The organism is Actinomadura geliboluensis (genome assembly GCF_043197915.1).
GTDB classification, from domain to species: domain Bacteria; phylum Actinomycetota; class Actinomycetes; order Streptosporangiales; family Streptosporangiaceae; genus Spirillospora; species Spirillospora geliboluensis.
The window spans coordinates 306,252-331,713 of sequence record NZ_JBICUA010000001.1 but is presented as its reverse complement, the minus strand read 5'-3'; the positions used below and the strand labels follow the sequence as shown (position 1 = coordinate 331,713).

The window sequence follows — 25,462 nt, the reverse complement described above, 5'->3', positions numbered from 1 at the left end:
CCTGGCCGGGCGAGGCCGCCGCCGGGGGCGCGGAACGGTCAGGTCCGGCGATGCCACGCAGTCCGCGAGCGAAGTGGCAGTACAGGGGGGTGAACCATGGACGTGGGCGACCACGCGTCCGAGGAGGCCGGCGTGCCCGCCGGCGACCGGGGGGCCGGCAGCGGCCACGTGCCGGTGATGCTCGGCCGCATCCTCGAGCTTCTCGTCCCCGCCGCCGAGGCGGTGACGGGCCGCGACCCCGTCTACCTGGACGCCACGCTCGGCATGGGCGGCCACGCCGAGGCGATGCTGCGCGCCGTGCCGCGGCTGCGGCTGATCGGCCTCGACCGCGACACCCTCGCGCTGGAGCGCTCCGCCCGCCGGCTCGCGCCGTTCGGCGACCGGGTCACGCTGGAGCACGCCGTCTACGACGAGATCCCGGCGGTGCTGCGCCGGACCGGCGTGCGCGCGGTGGACGCCGTCCTGTTCGACCTCGGGGTGTCCTCCCCGCAGCTCGACGAGGCCGACCGCGGCTTCGCCTACTCCTACGACGCGCCGCTCGACATGCGGATGGACCGCACCCAGCGCCTCACCGCCGCCGAGGTCGTCAACGGCTACCCGCCCGCCGAGCTCGCCCGCATCCTGCGCGAGTACGGCGAGGAGCGGTTCGCCCAGCGGATCGCCTCGGCCATCGTCCGCGAGCGCGAGCGCGCCCCGCTGGACTCCACCCGCCGGCTCGCCGACCTCGTCCGCACCGCCATCCCGGCCGCGACCCGCCGCACCGGCGGCAACCCGGCCAAGCGCACCTTCCAGGCGCTGCGCATCGAGGTGAACGGCGAACTCGACAGCTGGCGCCGGGCCCTGCCCGCCGCACTGGACGCGCTCCCGGTCGGGGGCCGGGTCGCCGTCCTGTCCTACCACTCCCTCGAGGACCGCATCACCAAGCAGGTCCTCGCCGCCCAGGCGGCCGACACCACCCCGCCGGACCTGCCCGTCCCGCTGCCCGAGCACGAGCCGAGGTTCCGGCTCCTGACGCGCGGGGCCGAGCTGCCGTCCGACGCGGAGACCACGACCAACCCACGGGCCGGATCGGTGCGGCTGCGCGCCGCGGAGCGGGTCCGGGAGGCGACATGACGACGACGAGCAGGCGCCCGCCGACCAAGGCGCCGAAGAAGAAGAGGACGGCGGCGCCGGGGCCCGCGGCGCGGGGCGCGACGGCGACGGCCCCGCCCAAGGCCCCGCCGAAGGCTCCCGCCGCGGCCGCGCCGAAGACGGAGGCCAAGGCCCCGGCCAAGACCGCGGGCAAGGCTCCGGCCAAGACCGCGGCGGGCAAGGGCACGGCCGCCGCGCCCGCGAAGGCGGCGGGCGGCGGGAAGGCGAAGGCGGCGGTCCGGGCCCGTCCGGCCGCGGCCGGACGGCCCGCGCCGCGCGCGCCGTTCGTGCTGCTCATCGTCGGGCTGCTCGGCGGCGCGCTGGTGAGCCTGCTGCTGCTCAACACCGTCCTCGCCAAGGACGCGTTCACCCTGACGCGGCTCCAGCAGAGCAACAAGCAGCTGGAGCAGCAGCGCCAGGCGTACGAGGAGGAGATCGCCCGCGAGGGCTCGCCGGCGGGGCTGGCGCGCAAGGCCAGGGCGCTCGGCATGAAGGAGGCCGAGGACCCGGCCTTCTTCGACACCGAGACCGGCCGGCCCGGCGCCGGGAAGATCCGGCCCGTCCCGCAGGCGGCCGCCGCGTCGGCGGGCGCCGCGGGCGTGCTCGGCGTCCCCGGCACCGTGGTGCCCGGCGACGGCGTGCGGCCGCCGGCCGACACCGGCGCGCGCCCGGGCACCGGCGCGCGGGCCGGGAACGGGACGCCGTGACACGGCGCGGCCGCGGGGAGCGGGGGAGACCATGACGAAACGGCCGGGACCCGGGGCCGCCGGCCCTCCGCCCGGCCGGCGGCGCGGGCCGGAGGGCAGGGCCTCCCGGGGCTCGGCCGGGCGGGACGACAAGAGCGGCCCGGGCGCGGCGCGCGCGTCCGGGCCTCCGGCAGGCGGCACTCCGCGCGCCCCCGGCGGGCGGGCCGACGGCGCGGGACGGCCGGGCGGCAAGGGCGGCGCGCCCCGCCGTCCCGCGCGCGGCGGGACGGGCTCCGCCCCCCGCCGCGAGACGCCGCGCAAGTCCGGAGAAGGCAGGACGGGCGACCGCAAGGCGCCCGGTAACAAGGCGTCCAGCGGCAAGGCGACCGGTAGTAAGGCGTCCAGCGGCAAGGCGGCCGACCGGAAGACCTCCGGCCGCAAGGCCGCCGACCGCAAAACGGCGTCCCGCACGGAGCCGCCGAAGGGCGCGTCCACCGGCAGGCCCGCGCGCAAGAAGGCGCCCGGGGGCACCGCGCCCGGCAAGAGCGCCGCGCGCTCCGGCGGCGGCGCGCGCGGGCCGCGCCCCGGCGGTTCCGGGCCGCGCCCGCCGGGCCGGGTGCCGCGCCCCCGCGTGCCGTTCAACCGCCGCGACCCGATGAAGCGGCTCAACGTCGGCCTGCTCGCCGTCGCGTTCCTGCTGTCGCTGTTCGCCGGGCGCCTCGTCCAGCTGCAGACGATCGAGTCCGGCAAGTACACCGCGGAGGCGATGCGGCAGCGGATGCAGGAGATCGAGCTGCCCGCCGTCCGCGGCGACATCACCGACGCCCAGGGCCATCCCCTCGCCATGACGGTGGAGGCGCGCGCCATCTACGCCGACCCGTCGCTGATCGAGGACGGCCGGCGGCAGGCGGTGGTGAACGCGCTCGCCCCGACGCTCGGCCTGAACCCGGCGACGCTGATGAAGCAGGTCAGCAAGCCCGACACCCGGTTCGTGTACCTGGCGCACGGGGTCCGCCCCGACCAGGCCCGGCTCATCACCTCCTGGGACCTCCCCGGAATCGGAACTCTTCCGGAATACCGCCGCGAATACCCCAACGACTCGCTGGCCGCGAGCGTCATAGGGTTCGTGAACGACACGGGCAAGGGCGCCGCCGGCCTGGAGAGCTCGATGAACGACGTGCTCGCCGGCCGCGAGGGCTGGCAGCGGGTGGAGATCAGCCTGGAGGGCCAGCACATCCCCATGGGCGAGGACCAGAAGCGCCCCTCCGTGCCCGGCCGCGGCGTCCGCCTCACGCTCCAGCGCGACCTGCAGTTCAAGGCGCAGGAGGCCATCGAGAAGCAGGTCAAGGCCACCCGCGCCGAGAGCGGCAGCGTCATCGTCATGGACCCGCGCACCGGGAAGCTGCTCGCGATGGCCTCGGCGCCCGGGTTCGACCCGAACAGCTACGGCGACTCCGACCGGTCCCGGTGGGGCAGCCCGCTCGTCCAGAACGCCTACGAGCCCGGCAGCACCGGCAAGGTCGTCACGGCCGCCGCCGTCATGGAGCACGGCGGCGTCACCAAGAGCACCCCCTACACCGTGCCCGACAAGATCCGGAAGTACGACGTCGAGTTCCACGACTCGCACCCGCACGCGCCCGAGCGGCTCACGTTCGCCGGGGTGCTGGCCAAGTCCAGCAACGTCGGCACCATCATGGCCAGCGAGAGCATCAGCTCCCAGCAGCTCTACGGGACGCTCCGCGACTTCGGGTTCGGCCAGCGGACCGGCCTGCCGCTGCCCGGCGAGACGTCCGGCCTGCTGCCGCCGCCGGCCAAGTGGTCGGGCACCGACCGGTACTCGATCGCGTTCGGGCAGACCGCGTCGGTGAACGCGGTGCAGATGGCGAGCGTGTACGCGACCATCGCCAACGGCGGCGTCCGCGTCGCGCCCACCCTGGTCGAGGGCACCGTCGGCGAGGACGACGCGTTCACGCCGGCGCCGGCGCCCGCGCGCAAGCAGGTCATCAGCGCCAAGACGGCCCGTGACATCAGCGACATGCTGGAGGGCGTCACCACCGACGAGGGCACCGCCCCCAAGGCCCAGATCCCGGGCTACCGCGTCGCCGGCAAGACCGGCACCGCCGAGAACGTCAACCCGCGATGCGGCTGCTACAAGGGCGGCGGCTACACCGCGTCCTTCGCGGGATTCGCCCCGGCGGACGACCCGCAGCTCGTCGTGCAGGTCGTCCTGCAGAACCCGAAGCGCGGCAGCCACTATGGTGGCGATGCGGCCGCTCCGGTCTTCAAGGACGTGATGAGCTTCGCGCTGCAGTCCGAGAAGATCCCGCCGACGGGGAGCCGACCGCCGATCATCCAGATCCACGCCCGAGACTGAGCGCAGCGAGTACCCTCCTCGCCTGTGAGTCCACCACCCGTGTCCCACCAGTCCCGTTCCGCGAGCACCGAAAGAACAGCCATGCGTCCGACCACCAATCCGGCCCGTCCGCTGAGCGGGCTCGCGGAGCTCCTCGGGATCGAATGGGACGGACGGGACGACACGTCGGTCACGGGCATCACGCACGACTCGCGGGCGGTGCGCCCCGGCGACGTCTACGCGGCGCTGCCCGGCGCCCGCGCGCACGGCGCCCAGTTCGCCGGCCAGGCCGCCGACGCGGGCGCGGCGGCGGTCCTCACCGACCCGGCCGGGTACGACCGGGCCGCGGCGGCGGGCCTGCCGGTCCTCGTGGTCGCCGACGTCCGCGCGCGGCTCGGCGAGGCCGCGTCCTGGGTCTACGGCGAGCCGGGGCGGGACATCACGCTCATCGGCGTCACCGGCACCAGCGGCAAGACCACCACGGTGTTCCTGGTGGACGCGGGCCTGCGCGCCGCCGGGATCGAGACGGGCCTGGTCGGCGGCGTCGAGATCCGGGTGGGCGGCGAGGTGGTGCCGAGCGCGCTGACGACGCCGGAGTCGACCGACCTGCACGCGCTGCTGGCGATGATGCGCGAGCGCGGCGTCGGCGCCGCCGCGATGGAGGTGTCCAGCCACGCGCTCGTGCAGGGCCGCGTCGGCGGCGCCCGCTACGAGGTCGCGGTGTTCACGAACCTCTCCCAGGACCACCTGGACTACCACCCCACCATGCAGGACTACTTCCTGGCGAAGGCGCGGCTGTTCACGCCCGAGTACTCCCGCGTCGGCGTGGTCAACCTCGACGACCACTACGGCCGCGAGCTGCTGGAGATCGCCGCGGTGCCGACGACGACGTTCTCCCCGTCCGGGGACCCGGCGGCCGACTGGCGCGCCGAGGACGTGCGCGTCGGCGCCGACGGCAGCGTGTTCCGCGTGGTGGGGCCGGGCGGCATCGAGGCGGACGCGGAGGTCCGGCTCGCCGGGCCGTTCAACGTCGCCAACGCGCTCGCCGCGATCGTGGCGCTGGTCGAGGCCGGCATCACGCTGCAGGCGGCCGTCGGCGGCGTCGGGTCGCTGCCCGGCGTCCCCGGCCGGCTGGAGCGCGTCGACGAGGGCCAGGACTTCGTCACCCTCGTCGACTACTCGCACAAGCCGGGCGCGGTCGAGGCCGTGCTGACCGCGCTGCGGCCCGTCACCGAGGGCGAGCTCACGGTGGTGCTCGGCTGCGGCGGCGACCGCGACCGCGGCAAGCGGCCGCTCATGGGGGAGGCCGCCGCCCGGCTGGCCGACATGGCGTATTTCACCAACGACAACCCGCGGTCGGAAGATCCGCTGGCCATCCTCGCCGCTATGGTCGAGGGCGGGCTCAAGGTGCCGCAGCCCGAGCGCGCGCACATCGTCGTGGAGCCCGACCGCGCCGCCGCGATCGGGCTGGCCGTCGGCCGGGCCCGCCGCGGTGACGTCGTCGTCGTCGCGGGCAAGGGCCACGAGCAGGGGCAGAGCGTGGCGGGCGAGACCCATCCGTTCGACGACCGCGAGGTCGTCCGCGCGGCGCTGCGAAGCCGGAGACAAGGGACTAGAGGGGACGGGACGCAGGCGTGATCCCACTTCCGCTGGCGACGATCGCGGAGATCACGGGGGGCGCCCTTCACGGGCCGCCGGACGTCGTGGTGAGCGGCCCCGTGGTCATCGACTCCCGCGCGGTGGAGCCCGGGGCGCTGTTCGCGGCGTTCAAGGGCGAGCGCGCGGACGGGCACGACTTCGCGGCCGGGGCGCTGGCCGCCGGGGCCGCCGCGGTGCTGGCGCAGCGCCCGGTCGAGGGGCCGTGCGTGGTCGCGGCCGACGTCCAGGAGGCGCTCGGACGGCTGGCCAGGGGCCTGCTGGAGCGGCTCCCCGACCTCACGGTCATCGCGGTGACCGGCTCGGCGGGCAAGACCTCCACCAAGGACCTCATCGCGCAGGTGGTGGGCCGCGCCGGGCCGACGGTGCACCCGCCGGGCTCGTTCAACAACGAGATCGGGCTGCCGCTCACCGCGCTGCGCGCCGACGCGGGCACCCGCCACCTCGTGCTGGAGATGGGCGCGCGCGGCATCGGCCACATCGCCTACCTGACCGGGATCGCCCGGCCCGACGTCGGGGTGGTGCTGAACGTCGGCACCGCGCACGTCGGGGAGTTCGGCGGCCGGGAGAACATCGCCCGCGCCAAGGGCGAGATCGTCGAGGCGGTGCCGCCGGGCGGCACGGCCGTCCTGAACGCCGACGACCCGCTGGTCGCGGCGATGGCGTCCCGCACCCGGGGCGAGGTCGTGACGTTCGGCCGCGGCCCGGACGCGGTCGTCCGCGCGACCGGCGAGACGCTCGACGAGCAGGGCCGGGCCCGGTTCACCCTCGTCACCCCGGAGGGGTCGGCGCCGGTCGCGCTGCGCCTGCACGGGTCGCACGCCGTCCCGAACGCGCTCGCCGCGGCCGCCGCCGCGCGCGCCGCCGGGCTGGCGCCGGACGCGGTCGCCGAGGCGCTGTCGGCGGCGGTGCCGGTCAGCAGGTGGCGGATGGAGGTCACCGAGCGGCCCGACGGGGTGACCGTGGTGAACGACGCCTACAACGCCAACCCCGACTCGACGCTCGCCGCGCTGGACGTGCTGGTCCACATGGCCCGCGGGCGGCGCGCCTTCGCGGTGCTGGGCGAGATGGCCGAACTCGGCGACGCCTCCGTGGCGGAACATGCCAAGATCGGGCAGCATGTCGCGCGCAGCGGGATCGCCGGGCTCGTCGTGGTGGGCGCGAACGCGGCGGCGATGGCCGAAGGGGCCGGGCAGGTGGCGTCATGGACGGGAGAGTGCGTACAGGTGGATGACGTCGGCGCGGCGGTGGCCGTGCTCAGCGAGCGGCTCGCGCCGCGGGACGTCGTGCTGGTGAAGGGCTCGCGCGTGGCCGGGCTGGAACGGGTGGCCGAGGCGCTGCTGGCGGAGGCCGCCCGATGACCAACATCATCATCGCCGCGGGGATCGCGCTGGTCTTCGTGGTGGTCGGCACGCCGGTGTGGATCCGGATCGTCAACCGGCTCGGCTACGGCCAGATGATCCGCGACGAGGGCCCCGAGGCGCACCTCAAGAAGCGCGGCACCCCCACGATGGGCGGGGCGGTCTTCATCGTCGGCGCGCTCGTCGGCTACGCCGCGGCGCACCTGGTCACCGGCGAGGAGCCGACGATCTCCGGCGTCCTCGTGCTGTTCCTGATGACGGGCCTCGGCCTCGTCGGCTTCGTCGACGACTACATCAAGGTGTTCAAGCAGCGCAGCCTCGGCCTGCGCAGCGGCGCCAAGATGGTCGGGATCATCCTCGTCGGCGTCGTGTTCGCCGTCGGGTCGCTGAACTTCCCCAACGGCTACCAGGTCACCCCCGCCGACCCCCACCTGTCCTTCCTGCGCGACTTCGGCCCCTCGATCGGCCCGTACCTGTTCGTGCTGTGGGCGCTGCTGCTCATCGCGGCCATGTCCAACGGCGTGAACCTCACCGACGGGCTGGACGGCCTCGCCGCGGGCCCGGCCGGCATGGTGCTGGCCGCCTACGTGATCATCGGCAACTGGCAGCTGCGCAACAGCTGCGCCGCCGCCCTCGCCCCCAACTGCTACAGCGTCCGCGACCCCCTCGACCTCGCGGTGGTCGCCGCGGCCGTGCTCGGCGGCGTGTTCGGCTTCCTGTGGTGGAACGCCCCGCCCGCGAAGATCTTCATGGGCGACACCGGCTCGCTGGCGCTCGGCGGCGTGCTGGTCGGCCTCGCGATCCTGACCCGCACCCAGTTCCTGCTCGCGATCCTCTGCGGCCTCATCGTGATGATCACGCTGTCGGTGATCATCCAGGTCGGCGGGTTCAAGATGACCGGGAAACGGGTGTTCAAGATGGCCCCGCTGCAGCACCACTTCGAGTTGTCCGGCTGGGCCGAGACCACGATCGTCGTGCGCTTCTGGCTGATGTCCGCGCTGTTCACCGCGGCCGGGCTCGGCCTGTTCTACCTGGAATGGATGCCGAAGAAGTGAACGAGCCCTGGGACGGCCTGTCCGTGTGCGTGGCGGGGCTCGGCGTGTCCGGCCGCGCCGCCGCGCGCGTCCTCGCCGGCCGCGGCGCCCGCGTCACGATCGTGGACGCCCGCGACGGCGACGAGCAGCGCGGGCACGCCGCCGAGCTGGCGGCCCGCGGGGTCGCCGTCCGGCTCGGCGACGGCGAGCGCCTTCCCGAGGGCACCGAGCTGGTCGTGACCTCGCCCGGCTGGCGGCCGGACGTGCCGCTGCTCGCCGCGGCCGCCGCCGCGGGCATCGAGATCATCGGCGAGGTGGAGCTGGCGTGGCGGCTGCGCGGGCCGGACGCCGCGCCGTGGCTGGCCATCACCGGGACGGACGGCAAGACCACCGTCGTCCGCATGCTGGCCTGCATGCTCACCGCGGCCGGGCACAAGGCCCTCGCGGTCGGCAATGTCGGGACGCCGATCGTCGAGGCCATTGGGGGTTCTGGGGGGTCGCCCTCCCAGGCAGAGCACAGCGAGCCGTACGACGTCCTCGCGGTGGAGCTGTCGAGCTACCAGCTGCACTGGTCCAGTTCGCTCGCGCCGGAGGCGGCGGTCGTGCTGAACGTCGCCCCCGACCACCTCGACTGGCACGGCACCATGGACGCTTACGTCGGTGCCAAGGGCAAGATCTACGCGCCGGGCGCCGTCGCGGTCTACAACGCCGACGACGACACGTCCGCGGCGCTCGCCGAACGCGCCGAGGGCGTGCGCGGCCGGGTCGGGTTCACCCTCCAGGTGCCGCGGCCCGGCGAGCTCGGCGTCGTCGAGGACCTGCTCGTCGACCGCGCCTTCACCGACGACCCCGCGCACCACGCCGCCGAGCTGGCCGCGCTCGCCGACGTCCGCCCGTACGCGCCGCACAACGTCGCGAACGCGCTCGCCGCCGCCGCGTTGGCGCGCTGCTTCGGGGTGCCGCCGGAGGCGGTCCGCGCGGGCCTGCGGGCGTTCGTCCCGGACCCGCACCGCATCCAGCACGTCGCCGACGTCGACGGCGTCGCCTACGTCAACGACTCCAAGGCCACCCAGCCGCACGCCGCCGCCGCGTCCCTCGCCGCCTACGAGCCCGTCGTGTGGATCGCCGGGGGCCTGCTCAAGGGGCTGGACGTCGACGACCTCGTGCGCTCGTGCGCCGCGCGGCTGCGCGGCGTGGTGCTGATGGGGCGCGACCGGCACCGGATCGCGGAGGCACTCGCGCGACACGCCCCGGATGTCCCCGTCGTCGACGTCTCCGACACCGACACTGGGGCCATGGAACGCGTCGTCAACGAAGCCTCCGCCCTCGCCCGCCCCGGGGACACCGTGCTCCTCGCGCCCGTCGGGGCGTCCTTCGACATGTTCGCCAACTACCCGGCCCGCGGCGAGGCGTTCATCGCGGCCGTCGAACGCCTCGCCGGGACGGCCGGCGCCGGGGCGGCCGAGTAGCCGTGACCGCCGCTGCCGAGGAGGAGGGCGGCGGGCGTCCGGGGCCGCGCGAGCACGTGGCCGCCGCCGTCGGGCTGCTCGACCGGCCCCTCACCTCCTACTACCTGGTGCTGGGCTGCTCGATCATGCTGCTCGCGCTCGGCCTGACGATGGTGCTGTCGGCCTCCAGCGTCAAGCAGCTCCAGGCGACGGGCTCGGCGTACACGCTGTTCCAGAAGCAGGCGGTGTGGATGGCGATCGGGCTGCCCGCCATGTGGCTGGCGTCCCGGCTGCCGGTGCGGACGTTCCGCGCGCTCGCCTACCCGCTGGTCCTGCTGTCGGTCGTCGCGCTGGGGCTGGTGCTCGTGCCGGGCCTCGGCCGCAGCGCGGGCGGCGCCACCCGCTGGGTCGACCTCGGCCCGCTGCAGATCCAGCCGTCCGAGCTCGCCAAGCTCGGCCTGGTGCTGTGGGGTGCCGACCTGCTGGCCCGCAAGGACCGGCTCGGCCAGCTCACCGAGTGGCGGCCGCTGCTGGTGCCGCTGATGCCGGGCGCCGGGATCCTCGTGCTGCTGGTCATGCTGGGCAGCGACCTCGGCACCACGCTGGTGCTCCTCACCATCTTCCTGGCGCTGCTGTGGGTCGTCGGCGCGCCCGGCCGGCTGTTCGTCGGCATCGCGGGGCTCGTGTGCCTGCTGGTGTCGATCCTCATCGTCGTTGAGCCGTACCGGATGCAGCGCCTCACGGGGTTCCTCGACCCGTCGGGCAACAAGCTGACCACCAACTACCAGGGCACCCAGGGGCTGTACGCGCTCGCGTCCGGCGGGCTGTTCGGCACCGGCCTCGGCGAGGGCCGCGCCAAGTGGGACTACCTCCCGCACGCCGAGACCGACTTCATCTTCGCGATCGTGGGGGAGGAGTTCGGCCTCATCGGCACGCTCGTCGTCGTCGGCCTGTTCGGGACGCTCGCCTACGCCGGGCTGCGCATCGCGCGGCGGGTGAAGGACCCCTTCACCCGGCTCGCGGCCGCCGGCGTGACCGCCTGGCTGGTCGTGCAGGCCATCGTGAACATCGGCGCCGTCATCGCCGTCCTGCCCATCACGGGGATCCCGCTCCCGCTGGTCTCCTACGGCGGTTCCGCGCTCATCCCGAGCCTGTTCGCGCTCGGGATGCTGCTCGCCTTCGCCAAACGGGAGCCCGGCGCGCGGCAGGCACTCTCCGCACGTGGCCCCGGACCCGTCGTGAGGGCTCTAAGCTGGCTGGGTCTGGCACGGCGTTGAAATCCCCCCTTTCGAACACGCTGAGGAGTTGTCAACGAGCATGAGGGTTGTCCTGGCCGGCGGGGGCACCGCCGGACACATCGAGCCCGCCCTGGCCCTCGCCGACGCGCTGCGCCGCAACGACCCGAACACCGGGATCGTCTGCCTCGGGACCGAGCGGGGGCTGGAGACCCGCCTCGTCCCGCAGCGGGGGTACGAGCTCGCGCTGATCCCGCCGGTGCCGCTGCCGCGCACGCTGACCCCGCAGCTGCTGTCGGTGCCCGGCCGGCTGCGCGGCGCGATCAACGCGGCGGCGGCCGTCCTGGACCAGGCCCAGGCCGACATCCTGGTCGGCTTCGGCGGCTACGTCGCCACGCCCGGCTACCTCGCGGCCCGCAAGCGCAAGGTGCCGATCATCGTGCACGAGGCGAACCCCAAGCCCGGCCTCGCCAACAAGCTCGGCGCCCGGTTCACCGAGCACGTCGCCGTCTCGCACGCCGACTCGCCGCTGCCGAACCCGACGTTCGTCGGCATCCCGCTGCGCCGCGAGATCGCCACGCTCGACCGGCTCGCGATGGGCGACAAGGCCCGCTCCTACTTCGGGCTGCTGCCCGACCTGCCCACGCTGCTGATCTTCGGCGGCTCGCAGGGGGCCCGCTCGCTGAACCAGGCCGCGGTGGCCGCCGCGCCGTACTTCCGGCAGGCCGGCATCCAGGTGCTGCACATCGTCGGGCCGAAGAACACCGAGGAGCCCGAGCCCGCGTCCGGCGGCCCGCAGTACGTCACGATCCCCTACTGCGACCGGATGGACCTCGCCTACGCCGCCGCCGACATGGCGATGTGCCGGGCGGGCGCGATGACCTGCGCCGAGCTGGCCGCCGTCGCGCTGCCCGCGGTGTACGTGCCGCTGCCGATCGGCAACGGCGAGCAGCGGCTGAACGCCGAGCCGATCGTCGCGGCGGGCGGCGGCATGCTGGTCGACAACGCCGAGCTGTCGCCCGACTGGATCGCCGCGCACCTGCTGCCGGTGCTGGCCGACCCGGCCCGGGTCGCGCACATGTCGGAGGCCGCCGGCCGGATGGGCCGCCGGGACGCCGACGTCGCGCTCGCCCGCATGGTGTACGACGTGGTCCGCGCCGCGGGCGCCGCGCGATGAGCCTGATCGACCCGAGTGCGGTGGTCCCGGCCGGCGAGCTCGGCCGGGTCCACTTCATCGCGATCGGGGGCGCCGGGATGTCCGGCATCGCCCGCATCATGCTGCGGCGGGGGATGGCGGTGTCCGGCAGCGACGCCCGCGACTCCGAGCTGCTCGGCCAGCTCGGCGACCTCGGCGCCAAGGTCTTCGTCGGGCACGACGCCGCGCACGTGGGCGACGCCGACACGGTGGTGGTCTCCACGGCGATCCGGGAGTCCAACCCCGAGCTGGTCGCCGCCCGCGAGCGGGGGCTGCGCGTCCTGCACCGGTCCGCGGCGCTCGCGTCGCTGATGGCCGGGCGGCGCGCCGTCGCGGTCGCCGGGACGCACGGCAAGACCACCACGACGTCGATGCTGACGGTCGCGCTCCAGCACGCGGGCGCCGACCCGTCCTACTGCATCGGCGGGCAGCTCGTCACCACGGGCCTCGGTGCCGACGAGGGCACCGGCGACGTGTTCGTCGCCGAGGCCGACGAGAGCGACGGCTCGTTCCTCATGTACGCCCCGCACATCGCGGTCGTCACCAACGTCGAGGCCGACCACCTCGACAACTACGGCGGCTTCGAGAAGGTGAAGGAGAACTTCGCCCGGTTCGTCGACCGGGTCGAGCCGGGCGGGACGCTCGTCGCGGGCGCCGACGACCCGGTCGCGATGGAGCTCGCCGCCCTCGCGCGGGAGCGCGGGCTGACCGTCCGCACCTACGGCGAGGCCGCCGGCGCCGACCTGCGGGTGACCGGTTTCACGCCGCGCGGCCTCGGCTCCCGGTTCGAGATCGAGGGCGCCGGCGAGGTCGTGCTGAGCGTGCCGGGCCGGCACAACGCGCTCAACGCCACCGCCGTCATCGCGGTCGCGCGGGCGCTCGGCCTGGACGACGCGCCGGTGCGGGCGGGCCTCGCCGCGTTCGGCGGCGCGATGCGGCGGCTGGAGCGCAAGGGCGCGGCGGGCGGCGTCGAGGTGTTCGACAGCTACGCCCACCACCCGACCGAGCTGACCGCCGACCTGGAGGCCACCCGCGACTACCTGGGGGAGAAGGGCGAGGGCGGCCGCATCGTCGCGGTGTTCCAGCCGCACCTGTACAGCCGCACCCGGTTCTTCGCCGCCGAGTTCGGCGCGGCGCTCGGCCGCGCCGACGTCGCGGTCGTGCTGGACGTGTACGGCGCCCGCGAGGACCCGGAGCCCGGCGTGACCGGCGCGCTCGTCGCGGACGCCGTCCCGGTCGGCACCGAGACCGTGTACGCGCCCGTCCGCGACGAGGTGCCCGGCATCGCGGCGTCCCTGGCCCGGCCCGGCGACGTCGTCATCACGCTCGGCGCCGGGGACGTGACGCAGCTCGGGCCGCTCGTCCTGGAGCGCCTCGGCGGGTGACACGCCGCCGGCCGCGCGGTCGGCGGCGCGCGGGGGGAGAACTGCCAAGCTTGGGTCATGACCGAGGTACGGACCGGCCGGCACGCCGTCCCGGGGGAGGATCCCGGCGGAGCGGCGGGGGAGGGGCGCGGCCGGCCGAACCGGTGGAAGGCGATCTTCGTCACGCTGCTGGTCGTCGGCGCGCTCGGCCTGGTGACCTGGGTGCTGCTCGGCTCCCGGCTGCTGGTGGTGCGGCATGTCGAGGTCGCGGGCGCCGGGCTGGCGCCCCGCGACCGGATCGTCGCGGCCGCCGCGATCGACCTCGGCACCCCGATGGCGCGGCTGCGCACCGGCGCGGTCGCCGAGCGCGTCGAGCGGCTCCGCGAGGTGGAGTCGGCGCGGATCGAGCGGCACTGGCCGGGCACGGTCCGGATCGTCGTGCGGGAGCGCGCGCCGGTGGCGGTCTTCGGCCGCGACGGGCGCTACCACCTGCTCGACCGGCACGGCGTCACGGTGGCCGACCGGGAGTCGCGCCCGTCCGGGCTGCCGGCGCTGACGGTGGCCTCGCCGGGGCCGTCCGACCGGGCGACCGGTGCGGCGCTCGCCGTGCTCACCGGCCTGCCGGAGCGGCTGGGCCGCGCGGTGGCCGAGGTGGAGGCCACCGGGCCGGAGGCCGTCACGCTGCACATGGCGGACGGGCAGACGGTCGTGTGGGGCGCCGCCGAGCGGGCGGAGGAGAAGGTCAGGCTGCTGGACGCCGTGCGGCGCACCGCGTCCGGCCGCGCGATCCGCACCATCGACATCAGCTCCCCCGAGGTCCTGAAGACGAAGTGAGGCCCCGAAGTGGGCCGGGTGCGTGTGTCGCGGCGATTCCCGCCGCCCGATCGGGCACGCTGGAACGGTCATGCCGGACCGATGCGGACGGGGAGGGGGGACGCCGATGCGCGCGGGCGCTGCACCGGGCGGGGGCCCGACGACAACCTGGGCAAACCCATGCCAGCTGCGACACGCCGGTGGAGTTCGGGGGAGGTTAGTTGACCCTGGCGGTAAGGCCGCCCTACTGTCCGTATCAGTCTTCAGGTTGACATAAGTGTAAGCCTCAAGTTGAGGGTGAGGGTTTCGGCCCCGCCCCCAGTGCACAGGTCGGAACACCGCGGCGGCACGGTCGGCAGGCCGGTCTGGGCGGTCGGAGAGAGCGGAAAGGCCCCTCGTCGTGGCAGCACCGCAGAACTACCTCGCGGTCATCAAGGTCGTCGGCATCGGCGGCGGCGGCGTCAACGCCGTCAACCGGATGATCGAAGAGGGTCTCAAGGGCGTCGAGTTCATCGCGATCAACACGGACGCCCAGGCGCTGCTGATGAGTGACGCCGACGTGAAACTGGACGTGGGCCGCGAGCTCACCCGCGGCCTCGGCGCCGGGGCCAACCCGGACGTGGGCCGCAAGGCCGCCGAGGACCACCGGGAGGAGATCGAGGAGGTCCTCAAGGGCGCCGACATGGTGTTCGTCACCGCCGGGGAGGGCGGCGGCACCGGCACCGGCGGCGCGCCCGTGGTCGCCAACATCGCCCGCTCGCTCGGCGCGCTCACCATCGGGGTGGTGACCCGCCCCTTCAGCTTCGAGGGCAAGCGGCGCGCCATGCAGGCCGAGGCCGGCATAGAGACGCTGCGCGACGAGGTCGACACCCTCATCGTGATCCCCAACGACCGGCTGCTGTCGATCTCCGACCGCCAGGTCAGCGTGCTGGACGCCTTCAAGGCCGCCGACCAGGTGCTGCTGTCCGGTGTCCAGGGCATCACCGACCTCATCACCACCCCGGGCCTGATCAACCTCGACTTCGCCGACGTCAAGTCCGTGATGTCCGGCGCCGGCTCGGCGCTGATGGGGATCGGCTCCGCGCGCGGCGACGACCGCAGCGTCGCCGCCGCCGAGATGGCGATCTCCAGCCCGCTGCTGGAGGCCAGCATCGACGGCGCGCACGGCGTGCTGCTGTCCATCTCCGGCGGCTCCGACCTCGGCCTGTTCGAGATCAACGAGGCCGCGCAGCTGGTGTCGAACGCCGCCGCCCCGGACGCCAACATCATCTTCGGCGCGGTCATCGACGACGCGCTCGGCGACGAGGTCCGGGTCACGGTGATCGCGGCGGGTTTTGACGAGGGGCGCCCTGCCAAGCCGGCTCCGGAGCCGGAGGGCAAGCGGCTGCCCCCGCCCCCGCCCCGCCCGGTGCCGCCGCCCGCGTCCGCGCCGCCCGCCGCCCCGGCCAACCCGATCCCCAGCCGGGTCGGGCGCTCGGAGCCGGTGAGCGGCCACCCGACCGGCGGGCAGTCGGCGCAGCCGTCGGTGGCGCAGGCCGCCGCCGCGCCGCACCCGCCCGCCCCGGCGCCGCCGGCCCCGGCCCCGCAGCCGCGCGCCGAGAGCGACCGCGAGCAGCCGCCCGCGCCGGCCCGCGACGACCGGGCCGCCGGCCGCGGCGACCGCGACGAGCCCGCCCGGCCCGAGAGCACCTCGGCCGGGCCGCCGGGCGACCGGGACGCCGGCGAGTCCGCCGGGTCGCGCGCCCCCGCGCCGCGCCAGCCCACCGAGCCGGCCTCCTCCCGCGTGCACGCGGGGGAGAACGACGGCGGCCCCGCCTCCTCCGGGCAGCGCCGCCGTCCCGTCGTGTTCGACGAGGACGACGACCTCGACGTCCCCGACTTCCTGAAGTGATCACCCCCGTCGCCCTGGGCGACGGCGTCGGCGCCGGCTTCACCGGCCGCGCCGGCGGCGTGAGCAGGCCCCCCTACGACTCCCTGAACCTGGGCGGCGCGGTCGGCGACGACCCCGCCGCCGTGCGCGGCAACCGGCGGCGCGCCGCCGAGGCGCTCGGCGCCGACCCCGGCCGCACCGTCTACATGCGGCAGGTGCACGGCGCGGACGTCGCGTTCGTCACCTCCCCCGAGACCCCCGGCCCCGTCGACGCCGTCGTCACGACCGTCCCGGGCCTCGCCCTCGCCGTCCTCGTCGCCGACTGCGCTCCTGTGCTGCTGGCCGACCCGGTCGCCGGCGTCGTCGGCGCCGCCCACTCCGGCCGCCCCGGCACCGCCGCCGGCGTCGTCCCGGCGCTGGTGAAGGCGATGTGCGAGCGGGGCGCCGACCCGGCCCGGATGACCGCCGCGATCGGGCCCGCCGCGTGCGGCCGCTGCTACGAGGTGCCCGCCGAGATGCGCGACGAGGTCGCCGCCGTCGTCCCCGCCGCGCACGCCGTGACGTCCAAGGGCACCCCCGGTCTCGACATCCGCGCCGGCATCGCCGCGCAGCTCGCCTCCGCAGGGGTGGCCGAGGTCACCGCCGACCCGCGCTGCACCATCGAGGACGCGGGCCTGTTCTCCTACCGCCGCGACGGCCGCACCGGCCGCTTCGCGGGATTCGTCTGGATCAAGGACGGCGCGTGACCGGCGAGACCGATCCCACCCCCGAGCGGCGCCGCGCGGAGCTCGCCGAGGGCCTCGCCGAGGTCCGCGCCCGGATCGCGGCGGCCTGCGCCGCCGCCGGCCGGGACGCGGACGAGGTCACGCTGATCGCGGTGACCAAGACCTTCCCCGCCTCCGATGTGCGGCTGCTGGCCGGACTCGGCCTCACCGAGGTCGGCGAGAACCGCGACCAGGAGGCCCGCCCCAAGGCGGCCGAATGCGCCGACCTCCCGCTCACCTGGCACTTCGTCGGCCGGGTGCAGACCAACAAGGCCCGCGCGGTCGCCGGCTACGCCGACGTCGTCCACTCGGTGGACCGGCCGAGGCTGGCCGCCGCGCTGTCGGACGCCGCGGCCCGCGCCGGCCGGACGCCGCGCTGCCTGGTCCAGGTGTCGCTGGACGAGGCCGCGGCGCGCGGTGAGCGCGGCGGCGCGGCGCCGGCCGCCGTGCCGGAACTGGCCGACGCGATCGCCGGGGCGCCGGGCCTGCGGCTCGGCGGAGTGATGGCGGTCGCGCCGCTCGGCGCCGACCCGCTGCCCGCCTTCACCCGGCTTGCGGAGGTCGCGGCGGAGATGCGAAGGAACCATCCGGACGCCCGGATCGTCAGTGCGGGTATGAGCGGCGATCTGGAGCAGGCGATCGCGTGCGGCGCGACACACCTGCGGATCGGTACGGCGTTGCTCGGCGGCCGACGGGCAATCGTCAGGTAATGTCCCCCCAGTGGTACCTGGCGGTACGCGGGTCGCCACGACGGAGCAGTCCAACGACGGCGCCGGACGCGCCCGGCGCCGCGGCCACAGGACACGGAGGGGCGTATGGCCAGCGCGATGCGCAAGATGGCGGTCTACCTCGGCCTTGTGGAGGACGACCGTTACGACGACAAGTACGGCGACTACGACGAGTACGAGGTCTACGACGACGAGACCGACCCCGGTCAGACCCGTCGCCGTGAGGACGAATCCGGCGGTCAGCTTACCCGAGCGGAGGAGACCGCGGACCGGGATCGCGACCATCACTCCACGTCGACGCTGGAGCGACGCTCCGTGGCGCTCTACGAGTCCGGTACCACCGACCTCGCTCGTATCACTACCCTGCATCCCAGGACCTACAACGAGGCAAGGACCATCGGAGAGCACTTCAGAGAGGGCACACCGGTGATCATGAATCTGACCGAGATGGTCGACAGCGACGCCAAGCGTCTCGTCGACTTCGCGGCGGGTCTCGTGTTCGGCCTGCACGGGAGCATCGAGCGTGTTACGAACAAGGTGTTCCTCCTGTCGCCCGCCAACGTGGAGGTGACGGCGGAGGACAAGGCCCGGATGGCAGAACGTGGGTTCTTCAACCAGAGCTGATAGCCACATGCGAGAGTATCCGTGAACATCGCTGGACAGGTGCTGACGTACCTCCTGTACCTCTTCCTCCTCTTCCTGATCGGGAGGCTGGTGCTGGAGGTCCTTCAGTCGTTCGCCCGCCAATGGAAGCCCTCCGGGGTGGTGCTGGTGATCGCCGAGGCGACCTACACCATCACCGATCCGCCCTTGAAGCTGCTGAGGCGTTTCATCCCGCCGGTCCGTCTGGGTAACGTTGCACTGGACCTCAGCTTCACCGTGCTCATCCTTGTGGTCTGGATCCTGATCATGGTCATTGGCTCCGTATTCGGCGGTCCCTAGATCGATCGGATACCGTCCTTCAGGGACAGACTCCAAGCGCGCCAAGGAGACGAGAACATGCCGCTGACACCCGCCGACGTGCGGAACAAGCAGTTCAGTACCACCAGGCTGAGGCCGGGGTACGACGAGGAGGAGGTGGACGCCTTCCTCGACGAGGTCGAGGCGGAGCTCGACCGCCTCATCCAGGAGAACGAGGAGCTGCGGGCCAAGCTGGCCGAGTGCCTGCGCGGCAAGGTCCCCGCCATGGCCGCCCCCATCGTGGAGCCGAAGCCGGACGTCCAGAAGATCCCCGAGCCGCCCCGCCCGGAGCCGCAGCCGCAGCCCGAGCCGGAGCCCGTGCTCGGCGGCCTCGGCATGTCCGCCGCCCCCACCGGCGAGGACAACATGGACACCGCGGCCCGCGTCCTCGCGCTCGCGCAGCAGACCGCCGACCAGGCGATCGCCGACGCGCGCCGGGAGGCCGACGAGACGCTCGGCCGCGCCCGCCGCGAGGCCGAGGAGATCCTCGGCAAGGCCCGCCGGCAGGCCGACCAGATCGTCAGCGAGGCCCGGTCCCGCGCCGAGGCCCTCGACCGCGACGCGCAGGAGCGGCACCGCCAGGTCATGGGCTCGCTCGTGCAGCAGCGCGAGGAGCTCGAGCGCGAGGTCGACAACCTGCGCGCGTTCGAGCGCGAGTACCGCAGCCGCCTGAAGGTGTACCTGGAGGGGCAGCTCCGCGACCTGGAGGCGGGCAGCACCGAGACCGGCGCGTTCGCCGCCGTCCCGGGCGCGGCCCCGGTCCAGTCGCCGCAGAACGCCCCGCAGGGTCCGCAGACGGGTCCGCAGCCCGGCCTTCCGCACCCGGAGAACCGCAACGGCGCCGCAGGCGGTCCCTCGCCCGCGCCGGGCACGTTCCCGCAGCCGGCCGAGCACGGCCAGCAGGTGCAGCACTCGGCGACCGGCGCTTTCCACGCGGGCGGCGACAACCCGCCGCACGATCGGCGCTGACGCGGCCGCCGCAGGCGATAGTGTCGTCTCGATGCCCGCGCCGGGTGGCAGCGGCGCCATCCCGGCGGGCGCCTTCTCGGCGCTGACGGGCGGTCGTGGGCGGCGACCGGGTCCCTCGCACCGGCCCGGAGCCGAGCGGTCCGAACGAGTGGGAGAGACCCTGTGATCATCCTGAGTGGCGTTCTCGTGGTGGTGGCGATCGCCCTCCTGGTAGCGGGAATCGTCGCCGGCAACGGAGACAGCGCGCAGGTCTTCGGCCTGGACGCGCTGGTGGTGATCTACATATCGATCGCCGTCAGCATCATCTCCGCGCTGTGCCTGGCCATCGGGGTGTTCCTGCGGCGCAAGGAGCTCTGGGGCCCCGGAGCCTCGGCGGTACCGGCCCGGCAGAGCAAGAAGGCCAAGAAGGACAGGCGCAAGAGGCCCGCGCCCCCGGCCCCGGCGCCCGCCAAGGGCGCCGCCGGCGTCCCGGCGGCCGCGGCGTCCGCGTCCCCGCCGGCGGACCCGGCCGACGACGCGGCGGAGGTGCCCGCCCCGCCCGCCGACGTCCCCGAGGACGCGCTGGTGTTCGTCGTCCGCGGGCGCAAGCGCTACCACCTCGACACGTGCCGGCAGCTCGCCGGGCGCGACGTCGAGGAACTGACCTACGCCGAGGCCAAGGAAGAGGGGTTCAGCCCCTGCACCGCGTGCATGCCCGACACCGCACTGGCGGCGCGCGCCGCGGCGTCGGCGCCCGCGTCCCCGGCCAAGGGCGGCGACTCCGGCGGCACGGCGGCGGCCGGCCGCGAGCCCGGCGCGGAACGCTCCGAGGGCGGCCTGGCGGGCCTCGCCAAGCCGGCGCCCTCAGCCGCGGCGTCCACGGCGTTCGACACGCCCGTCTCCTTCGCCGACCCCGGCTCGCCCGGCAAGCCCGGCGCGTTCGACAAGCCCGGTTCCTTCGACAAGCCCGGCGCGTTCGACCGCACGGCGGAGATCCCGCGGGCGGACGAGCCGGCCGCGGAGGCCCCGTCAGGCGGCCCGTCCGGGCCGACCCTGACCGACGTGCCCGCCGCGGGCCTGCTCGCCGCCGCGGCCGCGGCCCCCAGCGCCCCGGAGACGCCGGAGAAGGCCGACCCCTCCCCGGAGGAGCCGGAGGAGCGCTCCGGCTGGGAGCGGCCCGCTGAGCCCGCCTCCGCCGCCCCGGACGTCACCGTCGACCTCGGTTCGGCCCCCTTCGCGGGTGCGAAGGCCGCGGCGCCGCAGCCGCGCCACGCCGACGACGAGACCGGCGCCGAGCCCTCCGTGCCCTCCGCCGGGGACGCCTTCGCGGCGCCCGAGCCGGAGCCGGCCGCGGACGAGCCGTCCGCCGAGCCGGAGGGGGAGGGCCCGCAGGTCCGCATCCTGAGCGGCACCAAGCGGTACCACCGCGTCGACTGCGCCCTCATCGAGGACGTCGGCGACGACGCCGACGACCTGGAGTCGCTCTCCCGCGCGGAGGCCAAGTCCCGCGGCTGCACGCCCTGCCTGGTGTGCCAGCCCGACCGCGCGCACGCCCGCGACTGACGCCGTACCGCGGGCCGGTGCACCGGCCCGCGGTAGGGCCGGGTCAGCGGTCCCGGTGCCGCTCCGCGCGCAGTTCGCGCAGCCGCTCCCGGCGGGCGTCCCGGTGCTCGCGGTGCAGTTCCCGCAGCTCCTCGTGGTGCCTGCGGTGCAGCTCGTGGGCCTGCCGGTGCCGGTCGCGGCGGCCGTCCTTCTCACCGGCCGCGCGGCGGCTGACGGAGATGCCGCCGAACAGCAGCATCCCGGTGATCCGGATGACGGGCGCGCCCGGGTCCGCGGTGTCGTCCTCGGGCAGCTCGGTGCCGCCGAAGACGGAGGTGTTGGACCCGATCACCCGCACCCCCGGCGGGACGATCATGTTGACGCCGCCGAAGACGCAGGTGACGTTGACGGTGACCTCGCTCTGGCTGAGGACCGCCTGCCGGAAGTCCAGGTCGGCGCCGCCGAACACGCAGGAGACGTTGGTGGTGGGCTCGACGAGCCAGCGGCCCTTGCGCTCCACCCCGGCGAAGATCGCCACCAGGTTGGGGGACTGCGGCGGGGGCGGCGCGAGCGCGGGCTCCTTGCGCAGGTCGACCCGGGGGCGCGGGGGCTGCTCGTCCGGCAGGTCGCTGAGGACGGGCGCCAGCTCGGCGTACGTCTTGGCCTTGTAGACGGCGTCGATGCGCTCGGCGTGCTCCTCCGGCGTGATGCGCCCCTCCGCCAGGGCCTCGCGCAGGCGGTCGGCCACCTCGTCGCGGTCGGCGTCGGACGCGCGCATGCTCGCGGGTGACGGGGCGGCCGGAGGTTCGGAGCCGGAAGGCTGCTCGGGAAGATTCACGGAACCATCATCGCAAACGCGATGTGTCGCGATGAACCCCATCGCGGAAAGTTCTCCGCCGCGCCCGGATCCGGACGCGGCGGAGCCCTCATGCCCTGCGAGTGCCGGTCACGCCCGGCGGAGGTAGTAGGTCAGGCCGAGCTCCTCGTCGCGGTTCGCGGGGACGTCCGCGGGACGGCCCTCGGACACCGCGGTCGCGAGGACCTCGGCGGCCACCTCACCGGAGTGGGCGCGCAGCGCCTCGGCGAGGTCGGTGCCGGTCGCCTCCCACCACAGCTCGATGCGGTCGGTGACCTCCAGCCCGGCGGCCTTGCGGCCCTCCTGGACGAGCCGGACGGCCTCCCGCACCAGGCCGGCGCGGCGCAGCTCGGACGTGACGGTGAGGTCGAGCGCGACGGTCTCGCCGGCGGCGCTCTCCACCGCCCAGCCGCTGCGCGGCCGCTCGGTGACGATCACGTCGTCCGCCGTCAGCGGCACCGTGCCGAGTTCGGCGGCCTCGACCTGCGCCGTGCCCGCGCGGAGCGCCGCCACGAGCTCCGCGGCGCCGGCGGAGGTGATCGCCTTGGCGACCTTCGGGGTGTCCTTGGCGTAGCGCTTGCCCAGCTCCCGGAAGTTCGGCTTCACCTCGTACTCGACGAGGTCGCCGCCGATGGACGACAGCTCCTCGAAGCCGAGGACGTTCAGCTCCTCGGAGATCTGCGCGCGCAGCTGCTCGGGCAGCGCGGACCAGCCGGGGGCGCCGACGAGGGCGCGGCCGAGGGGCTGGCGGGTCCGGACGCCGCTCGCGGCCCGCGCGGAGCGGCCGAGCTCCACCAGCCGCCGGACGAGCGCCATCTGCGCGGTCAGGGCCTCGTCGAGGAGGCTCTCGTCGACGGCCGGCCAGTCGGCCAGGTGCACCGACTCGGGGCCGCCCTCGGGCCGGATGACGTCCCACACGTGGTCGGTGATGAACGGGACGATCGGCGCCATCAGCCGGGTGAGGGTCTCCAGGCACTCGTAGAGGGTGGCGAAGGCGGCCGCGCCCTCCGGGCTCTGCGGGCCCTCCCAGAAGCGCCGCCGGGACCGCCGCACGTACCAGTTGGACAGGTCGTCGACGAACTGGGAGATGCGGCGCCCCGCGCGCGCGGTGTCGAACTCCTCCAGCGCGGTGTCGACCTCGCGGACGGTGCGGTGCAGCTCGGCGAGCGCCCAGCGGTCCAGCAGCGGGCGGTCGGCCGGGGCCGGGGCCTCCGCCATCTGGTCCGGCGTCCAGGCGCGGCCCTGCGACTCGGCGGCGTTGGCGTACAGGACGAAGAACGACGCGGTGTTCCAGTACGTGAGGAGGACCTTGCGGACGATCTCCTCCAGGGCGCCGTGCCCGACGCGGCGGGACGCCCAGGGCAGCCCGCTCGCGGCCATGAACCAGCGCACCGCGTCGGCGCCGTGCTGGTCCATCAGCGGGATGGGCCGCAGGACGTTGCCGAGGTGCTTGCTCATCTTGCGGCCGTCCTCGGCGAGGATCAGGCCGAGGCACACGACGTTCTCGTAGGACGACCGGTCGAACACCAGCGTCCCGACGGCCATGAGGGAGTAGAACCAGCCGCGGGTCTGGTCCTGGGCCTCGCAGATGTACTGGGCCGGGTAGGCGTTCTCGAAGACGTCGTTGTTGCGGTAGGGGGCGCCCCACTGCGCGAACGGCATCGACCCCGAGTCGTACCAGGCGTCGATGACGTCGGGGACGCGGCGCGCCTCCGTGCCGCACCGCGGGCAGGGGAACGCGACGTCGTCCACGTAGGGCCGGTGCGGGTCGAGCGCGGACAGGTCGCGCCCGGCCAGCTCGCCGAGTTCCTTGAGCGACCCGACGCAGGTGACGTGGTCCTCGTCGTCGCCGCAGACCCACAGGGGGAGGGGCGTGCCCCAGTAGCGGCTCCGCGACAGCGACCAGTCGACGTTGTTGCGCAGCCATTCCCCGTACCGGCCGTGCTTGACCGTCTCGGGGTACCAGTTGGTCTTCTCGTTCTCCTCCAGCAGCCGGTCCTTGATCTGCGTGGTGCGGATGTACCAGGCCGGGAGCGCGTAGTAGAGCAGCGGCGTGTGGCAGCGCCAGCAGTGCGGGTAGCTGTGGTCGAAGTGCCCGCCGCGGAACAGCAGCCCGCGCGCGCGCAGGTCGTCGGTGAGCGGCTCGTCGGCGTCCTTGAAGAACTTGTTGCCGACGAGGGGCACCTCGCGCAGGAAACGGCCGTCAGGGCCGATCGGGTTGACGATCGGCATGCCGTACCGCTTGCAGACGGTCATGTCGTCGCCGCCGAACGCGGGCGCCTGGTGGACCAGCCCGGTGCCGTCCTCCACGGTGACGTAGTCGCCCAGGACGACGTAGTGCGCGTCCGGGATGTCGACCAGCTCGAAGGGGCGCTGGTAGGTCGTCCGCTCGAGCTCGGTGCCCCGGTAGGCGGCGAGCCGCTCGGCGCCCTCGCCGAGGACCTGGTCGACCAGGGGCTCGGCCACGACGAGCACCTCGTCCGACCCCGCCGGACGGGCCGCGACGTAGGTGACGTCGGGGTGGACGGCGACGGCGGTGTTGGACACCAGGGTCCACGGGGTCGTCGTCCAGATGAGCAGCGAGGCGCCCATCTCGGCGAGCGGCCCGGACGTGACCGGCATCCGCACGTACACCGACGGGCTGGACACCGTCTCGTACCCGCCCGGCTGCCCGAGCTCGTGGTCGGACAGGCCCGTCCCGCAGCGCGGGCAGTACGGGGTGATGCGGAAGTCGCGGAACAGCAGGCCCTTGTCGAACACCTGCTTCAGCGACCACCAGACGGCCTCGACGTACTCGGGGTCCATCGTCCGGTACGCCTGGTCGGTGTTGACCCAGTAGCCCATGCGCTCGGTCATCTCTTCGAACGCGTCCACATGGCGCAGGACCGACTCGCGGCAGCGGGCGTTGAACTCCGCGACGCCGTACTCCTCGATGTCCTTCTTGCCGGTGAGGCCGAGCTCCTTCTCGACGGCCACCTCCACCGGCAGGCCGTGGCAGTCCCAGCCGGCCTTGCGGGGGACGTGGCGGCCCTTCATGGTCTTGAAGCGCGGGAAGACGTCCTTGAACACGCGGGCCTCGACGTGGTGGACGCCCGGCATGCCGTTGGCGGTCGGCGGGCCCTCGTAGAACACCCAGGGCTCGCCGGACGCGGTGCGCTCGAGCGACCGCTCGAAGACCTTGTTCTCCTGCCAGCGGCGCAGCATGTCCCGCTCAAGGGCGGGCAGATCGACCTGCGCGGGCAGCGGCCGAAAGGCTCGGCTCACGGTGGCGGACCTCCGGATCGACGTGGACACGTTGACCGGAGGGACGAGGCGCGCGCCCCGCGGTACCACCCTCCTTGACCGCGCCCGTACGGCGCGGCCCGCTTCGTTCAGCGTCTCGGCTGCCGGGTCTACCGCGCCCGCGGCCGGGGGCCGGGGCGTTTCTTCCGGCGGCTCCGGGGTGATCAGACCGCCGCGCGCTCCCCCGGGCTCGCACCGTCCCCGGGTCGCTCATGGCCGCTTGCGGCGGCAGGTGT

20 protein-coding genes are annotated in these 25,462 nt (G+C 74.6%); 18 read left to right on the top strand and 2 right to left on the bottom strand.

What is annotated here, in order from left to right; translation table 11 throughout:
• Positions 1-96: 96 nt before the first annotated feature.
• The 18 genes from rsmH (at position 97) to ACGFI1_RS01500 (ending at position 21,109) form a co-directional block, all read left to right on the top strand.
• Positions 97-1,113 carry a 16S rRNA (cytosine(1402)-N(4))-methyltransferase RsmH gene (gene rsmH, locus ACGFI1_RS01585; protein WP_386868771.1) on the top strand — a complete coding sequence of 339 codons (1,017 nt, stop codon included), beginning with the start codon at positions 97-99 and terminating at the stop codon, positions 1,111-1,113.
• Positions 1,110-1,838, top strand: a complete 729-nt coding sequence (locus tag ACGFI1_RS01580) for a hypothetical protein (protein WP_392781914.1) — start codon at positions 1,110-1,112, stop codon at positions 1,836-1,838. The genes rsmH and ACGFI1_RS01580 overlap by 4 nt, the downstream gene beginning before the upstream one ends.
• A 634-nt stretch (positions 1,839-2,472) precedes the next feature.
• The gene (locus tag ACGFI1_RS01575) at positions 2,473-4,191 is read left to right on the top strand and encodes a peptidoglycan D,D-transpeptidase FtsI family protein (protein WP_449201638.1); all 1,719 of its coding nucleotides are present in this window, start codon (positions 2,473-2,475) and stop codon (positions 4,189-4,191) included.
• Positions 4,192-4,272: 81 nt separating this feature from the next.
• Positions 4,273-5,808 carry a UDP-N-acetylmuramoyl-L-alanyl-D-glutamate--2,6-diaminopimelate ligase gene (locus ACGFI1_RS01570; protein WP_387073742.1) on the top strand — a complete coding sequence of 512 codons (1,536 nt, stop codon included), beginning with the start codon at positions 4,273-4,275 and terminating at the stop codon, positions 5,806-5,808.
• Complete coding sequence (locus ACGFI1_RS01565) at positions 5,805-7,187, top strand: UDP-N-acetylmuramoyl-tripeptide--D-alanyl-D-alanine ligase (RefSeq protein ID WP_386868763.1); 1,383 nt, start codon at positions 5,805-5,807, stop codon at positions 7,185-7,187. Before ACGFI1_RS01570 ends, ACGFI1_RS01565 begins: the two co-directional genes overlap by 4 nt.
• Complete coding sequence (mraY, locus tag ACGFI1_RS01560; RefSeq protein ID WP_138637702.1) at positions 7,184-8,242, top strand: phospho-N-acetylmuramoyl-pentapeptide-transferase; 1,059 nt, start codon at positions 7,184-7,186, stop codon at positions 8,240-8,242. The genes ACGFI1_RS01565 and mraY overlap by 4 nt, the downstream gene beginning before the upstream one ends.
• Entirely contained in the window at positions 8,224-9,690 is a 1,467-nt protein-coding gene (murD, locus tag ACGFI1_RS01555) for a UDP-N-acetylmuramoyl-L-alanine--D-glutamate ligase (RefSeq protein ID WP_392781908.1), read from the top strand. The genes mraY and murD overlap by 19 nt, the downstream gene beginning before the upstream one ends.
• A gap of 2 nt (positions 9,691-9,692) precedes the next feature.
• Positions 9,693-10,946 carry a putative lipid II flippase FtsW gene (gene ftsW, locus ACGFI1_RS01550; protein WP_138637704.1) on the top strand — a complete coding sequence of 418 codons (1,254 nt, stop codon included), beginning with the start codon at positions 9,693-9,695 and terminating at the stop codon, positions 10,944-10,946.
• A 40-nt stretch (positions 10,947-10,986) separates the two neighbouring features.
• Complete coding sequence (murG, locus tag ACGFI1_RS01545; protein WP_138637705.1) at positions 10,987-12,081, top strand: undecaprenyldiphospho-muramoylpentapeptide beta-N-acetylglucosaminyltransferase; 1,095 nt, start codon at positions 10,987-10,989, stop codon at positions 12,079-12,081.
• Entirely contained in the window at positions 12,078-13,484 is a 1,407-nt protein-coding gene (gene murC, locus ACGFI1_RS01540) for a UDP-N-acetylmuramate--L-alanine ligase (protein WP_392781906.1), read from the top strand. The genes murG and murC overlap by 4 nt, the downstream gene beginning before the upstream one ends.
• Positions 13,485-13,541: 57 nt before the next feature.
• Positions 13,542-14,297, top strand: a complete 756-nt coding sequence (locus ACGFI1_RS01535; protein ID WP_301177880.1) for a cell division protein FtsQ/DivIB — start codon at positions 13,542-13,544, stop codon at positions 14,295-14,297.
• Between the two features lie 379 nt (positions 14,298-14,676).
• Complete coding sequence (gene ftsZ, locus ACGFI1_RS01530; protein WP_392781903.1) at positions 14,677-16,167, top strand: cell division protein FtsZ; 1,491 nt, start codon at positions 14,677-14,679, stop codon at positions 16,165-16,167.
• The gene (pgeF, locus tag ACGFI1_RS01525; protein ID WP_386868753.1) at positions 16,164-16,892 is read left to right on the top strand and encodes a peptidoglycan editing factor PgeF; all 729 of its coding nucleotides are present in this window, start codon (positions 16,164-16,166) and stop codon (positions 16,890-16,892) included. The genes ftsZ and pgeF overlap by 4 nt, the downstream gene beginning before the upstream one ends.
• Positions 16,889-17,620 carry a YggS family pyridoxal phosphate-dependent enzyme gene (locus ACGFI1_RS01520; RefSeq protein WP_392781900.1) on the top strand — a complete coding sequence of 244 codons (732 nt, stop codon included), beginning with the start codon at positions 16,889-16,891 and terminating at the stop codon, positions 17,618-17,620. Before pgeF ends, ACGFI1_RS01520 begins: the two co-directional genes overlap by 4 nt.
• A gap of 105 nt (positions 17,621-17,725) precedes the next feature.
• Positions 17,726-18,262, top strand: a complete 537-nt coding sequence (locus ACGFI1_RS01515) for a cell division protein SepF (RefSeq protein WP_138641857.1) — start codon at positions 17,726-17,728, stop codon at positions 18,260-18,262.
• A 21-nt stretch (positions 18,263-18,283) separates the two neighbouring features.
• The gene (locus ACGFI1_RS01510; protein WP_089324192.1) at positions 18,284-18,580 is read left to right on the top strand and encodes a YggT family protein; all 297 of its coding nucleotides are present in this window, start codon (positions 18,284-18,286) and stop codon (positions 18,578-18,580) included.
• Between the two features lie 57 nt (positions 18,581-18,637).
• A complete protein-coding gene (locus ACGFI1_RS01505) occupies positions 18,638-19,567 on the top strand; it encodes a DivIVA domain-containing protein (protein WP_138641856.1) in 930 nt (309 codons plus the stop codon).
• Positions 19,568-19,729: 162 nt separating this feature from the next.
• Positions 19,730-21,109: a hypothetical protein gene (locus ACGFI1_RS01500; protein WP_392781897.1), complete on the top strand. Its 1,380-nt coding sequence runs from the start codon at positions 19,730-19,732 to the stop codon at positions 21,107-21,109.
• Positions 21,110-21,152: 43 nt separating this feature from the next.
• On the opposite strand, the gene ACGFI1_RS01495 is transcribed toward ACGFI1_RS01500, so the two are convergent.
• Positions 21,153-21,866: a DUF1707 SHOCT-like domain-containing protein gene (locus ACGFI1_RS01495; RefSeq protein WP_386868748.1), complete on the bottom strand. Its 714-nt coding sequence runs from the start codon at positions 21,864-21,866 to the stop codon at positions 21,153-21,155.
• Between the two features lie 168 nt (positions 21,867-22,034).
• A complete protein-coding gene (ileS, locus tag ACGFI1_RS01490; RefSeq protein WP_392781894.1) occupies positions 22,035-25,208 on the bottom strand; it encodes an isoleucine--tRNA ligase in 3,174 nt (1,057 codons plus the stop codon).
• Positions 25,209-25,462: the final 254 nt, after the last annotated feature.

Bases quoted from the DNA above. Each gene is read 5' to 3' on its own strand.
- ACGFI1_RS01575 (WP_449201638.1), top strand. From the start codon at position 2,473: ATGAAGCGGCTCAACGTCGGCCTGCTCGCCGTCGCGTTCCTGCTGTCG.
- ACGFI1_RS01515 (WP_138641857.1), top strand. From the start codon at position 17,726: ATGGCCAGCGCGATGCGCAAGATGGCGGTCTACCTCGGCCTTGTGGAG.
- murD (WP_392781908.1), top strand. From the start codon at position 8,224: ATGGATGCCGAAGAAGTGAACGAGCCCTGGGACGGCCTGTCCGTGTGC.
- ACGFI1_RS01570 (WP_387073742.1), top strand. From the start codon at position 4,273: ATGCGTCCGACCACCAATCCGGCCCGTCCGCTGAGCGGGCTCGCGGAG.
- ACGFI1_RS01580 (WP_392781914.1), top strand. From the start codon at position 1,110: ATGACGACGACGAGCAGGCGCCCGCCGACCAAGGCGCCGAAGAAGAAG.
- murC (WP_392781906.1), top strand. From the start codon at position 12,078: ATGAGCCTGATCGACCCGAGTGCGGTGGTCCCGGCCGGCGAGCTCGGC.
- rsmH (WP_386868771.1), top strand. From the start codon at position 97: ATGGACGTGGGCGACCACGCGTCCGAGGAGGCCGGCGTGCCCGCCGGC.
- ACGFI1_RS01495 (WP_386868748.1), bottom strand. From the start codon at position 21,866: ATGCGCGCGTCCGACGCCGACCGCGACGAGGTGGCCGACCGCCTGCGC.
- ACGFI1_RS01505 (WP_138641856.1), top strand. From the start codon at position 18,638: ATGCCGCTGACACCCGCCGACGTGCGGAACAAGCAGTTCAGTACCACC.
- ACGFI1_RS01535 (WP_301177880.1), top strand. From the start codon at position 13,542: ATGACCGAGGTACGGACCGGCCGGCACGCCGTCCCGGGGGAGGATCCC.
- mraY (WP_138637702.1), top strand. From the start codon at position 7,184: ATGACCAACATCATCATCGCCGCGGGGATCGCGCTGGTCTTCGTGGTG.
- murG (WP_138637705.1), top strand. From the start codon at position 10,987: ATGAGGGTTGTCCTGGCCGGCGGGGGCACCGCCGGACACATCGAGCCC.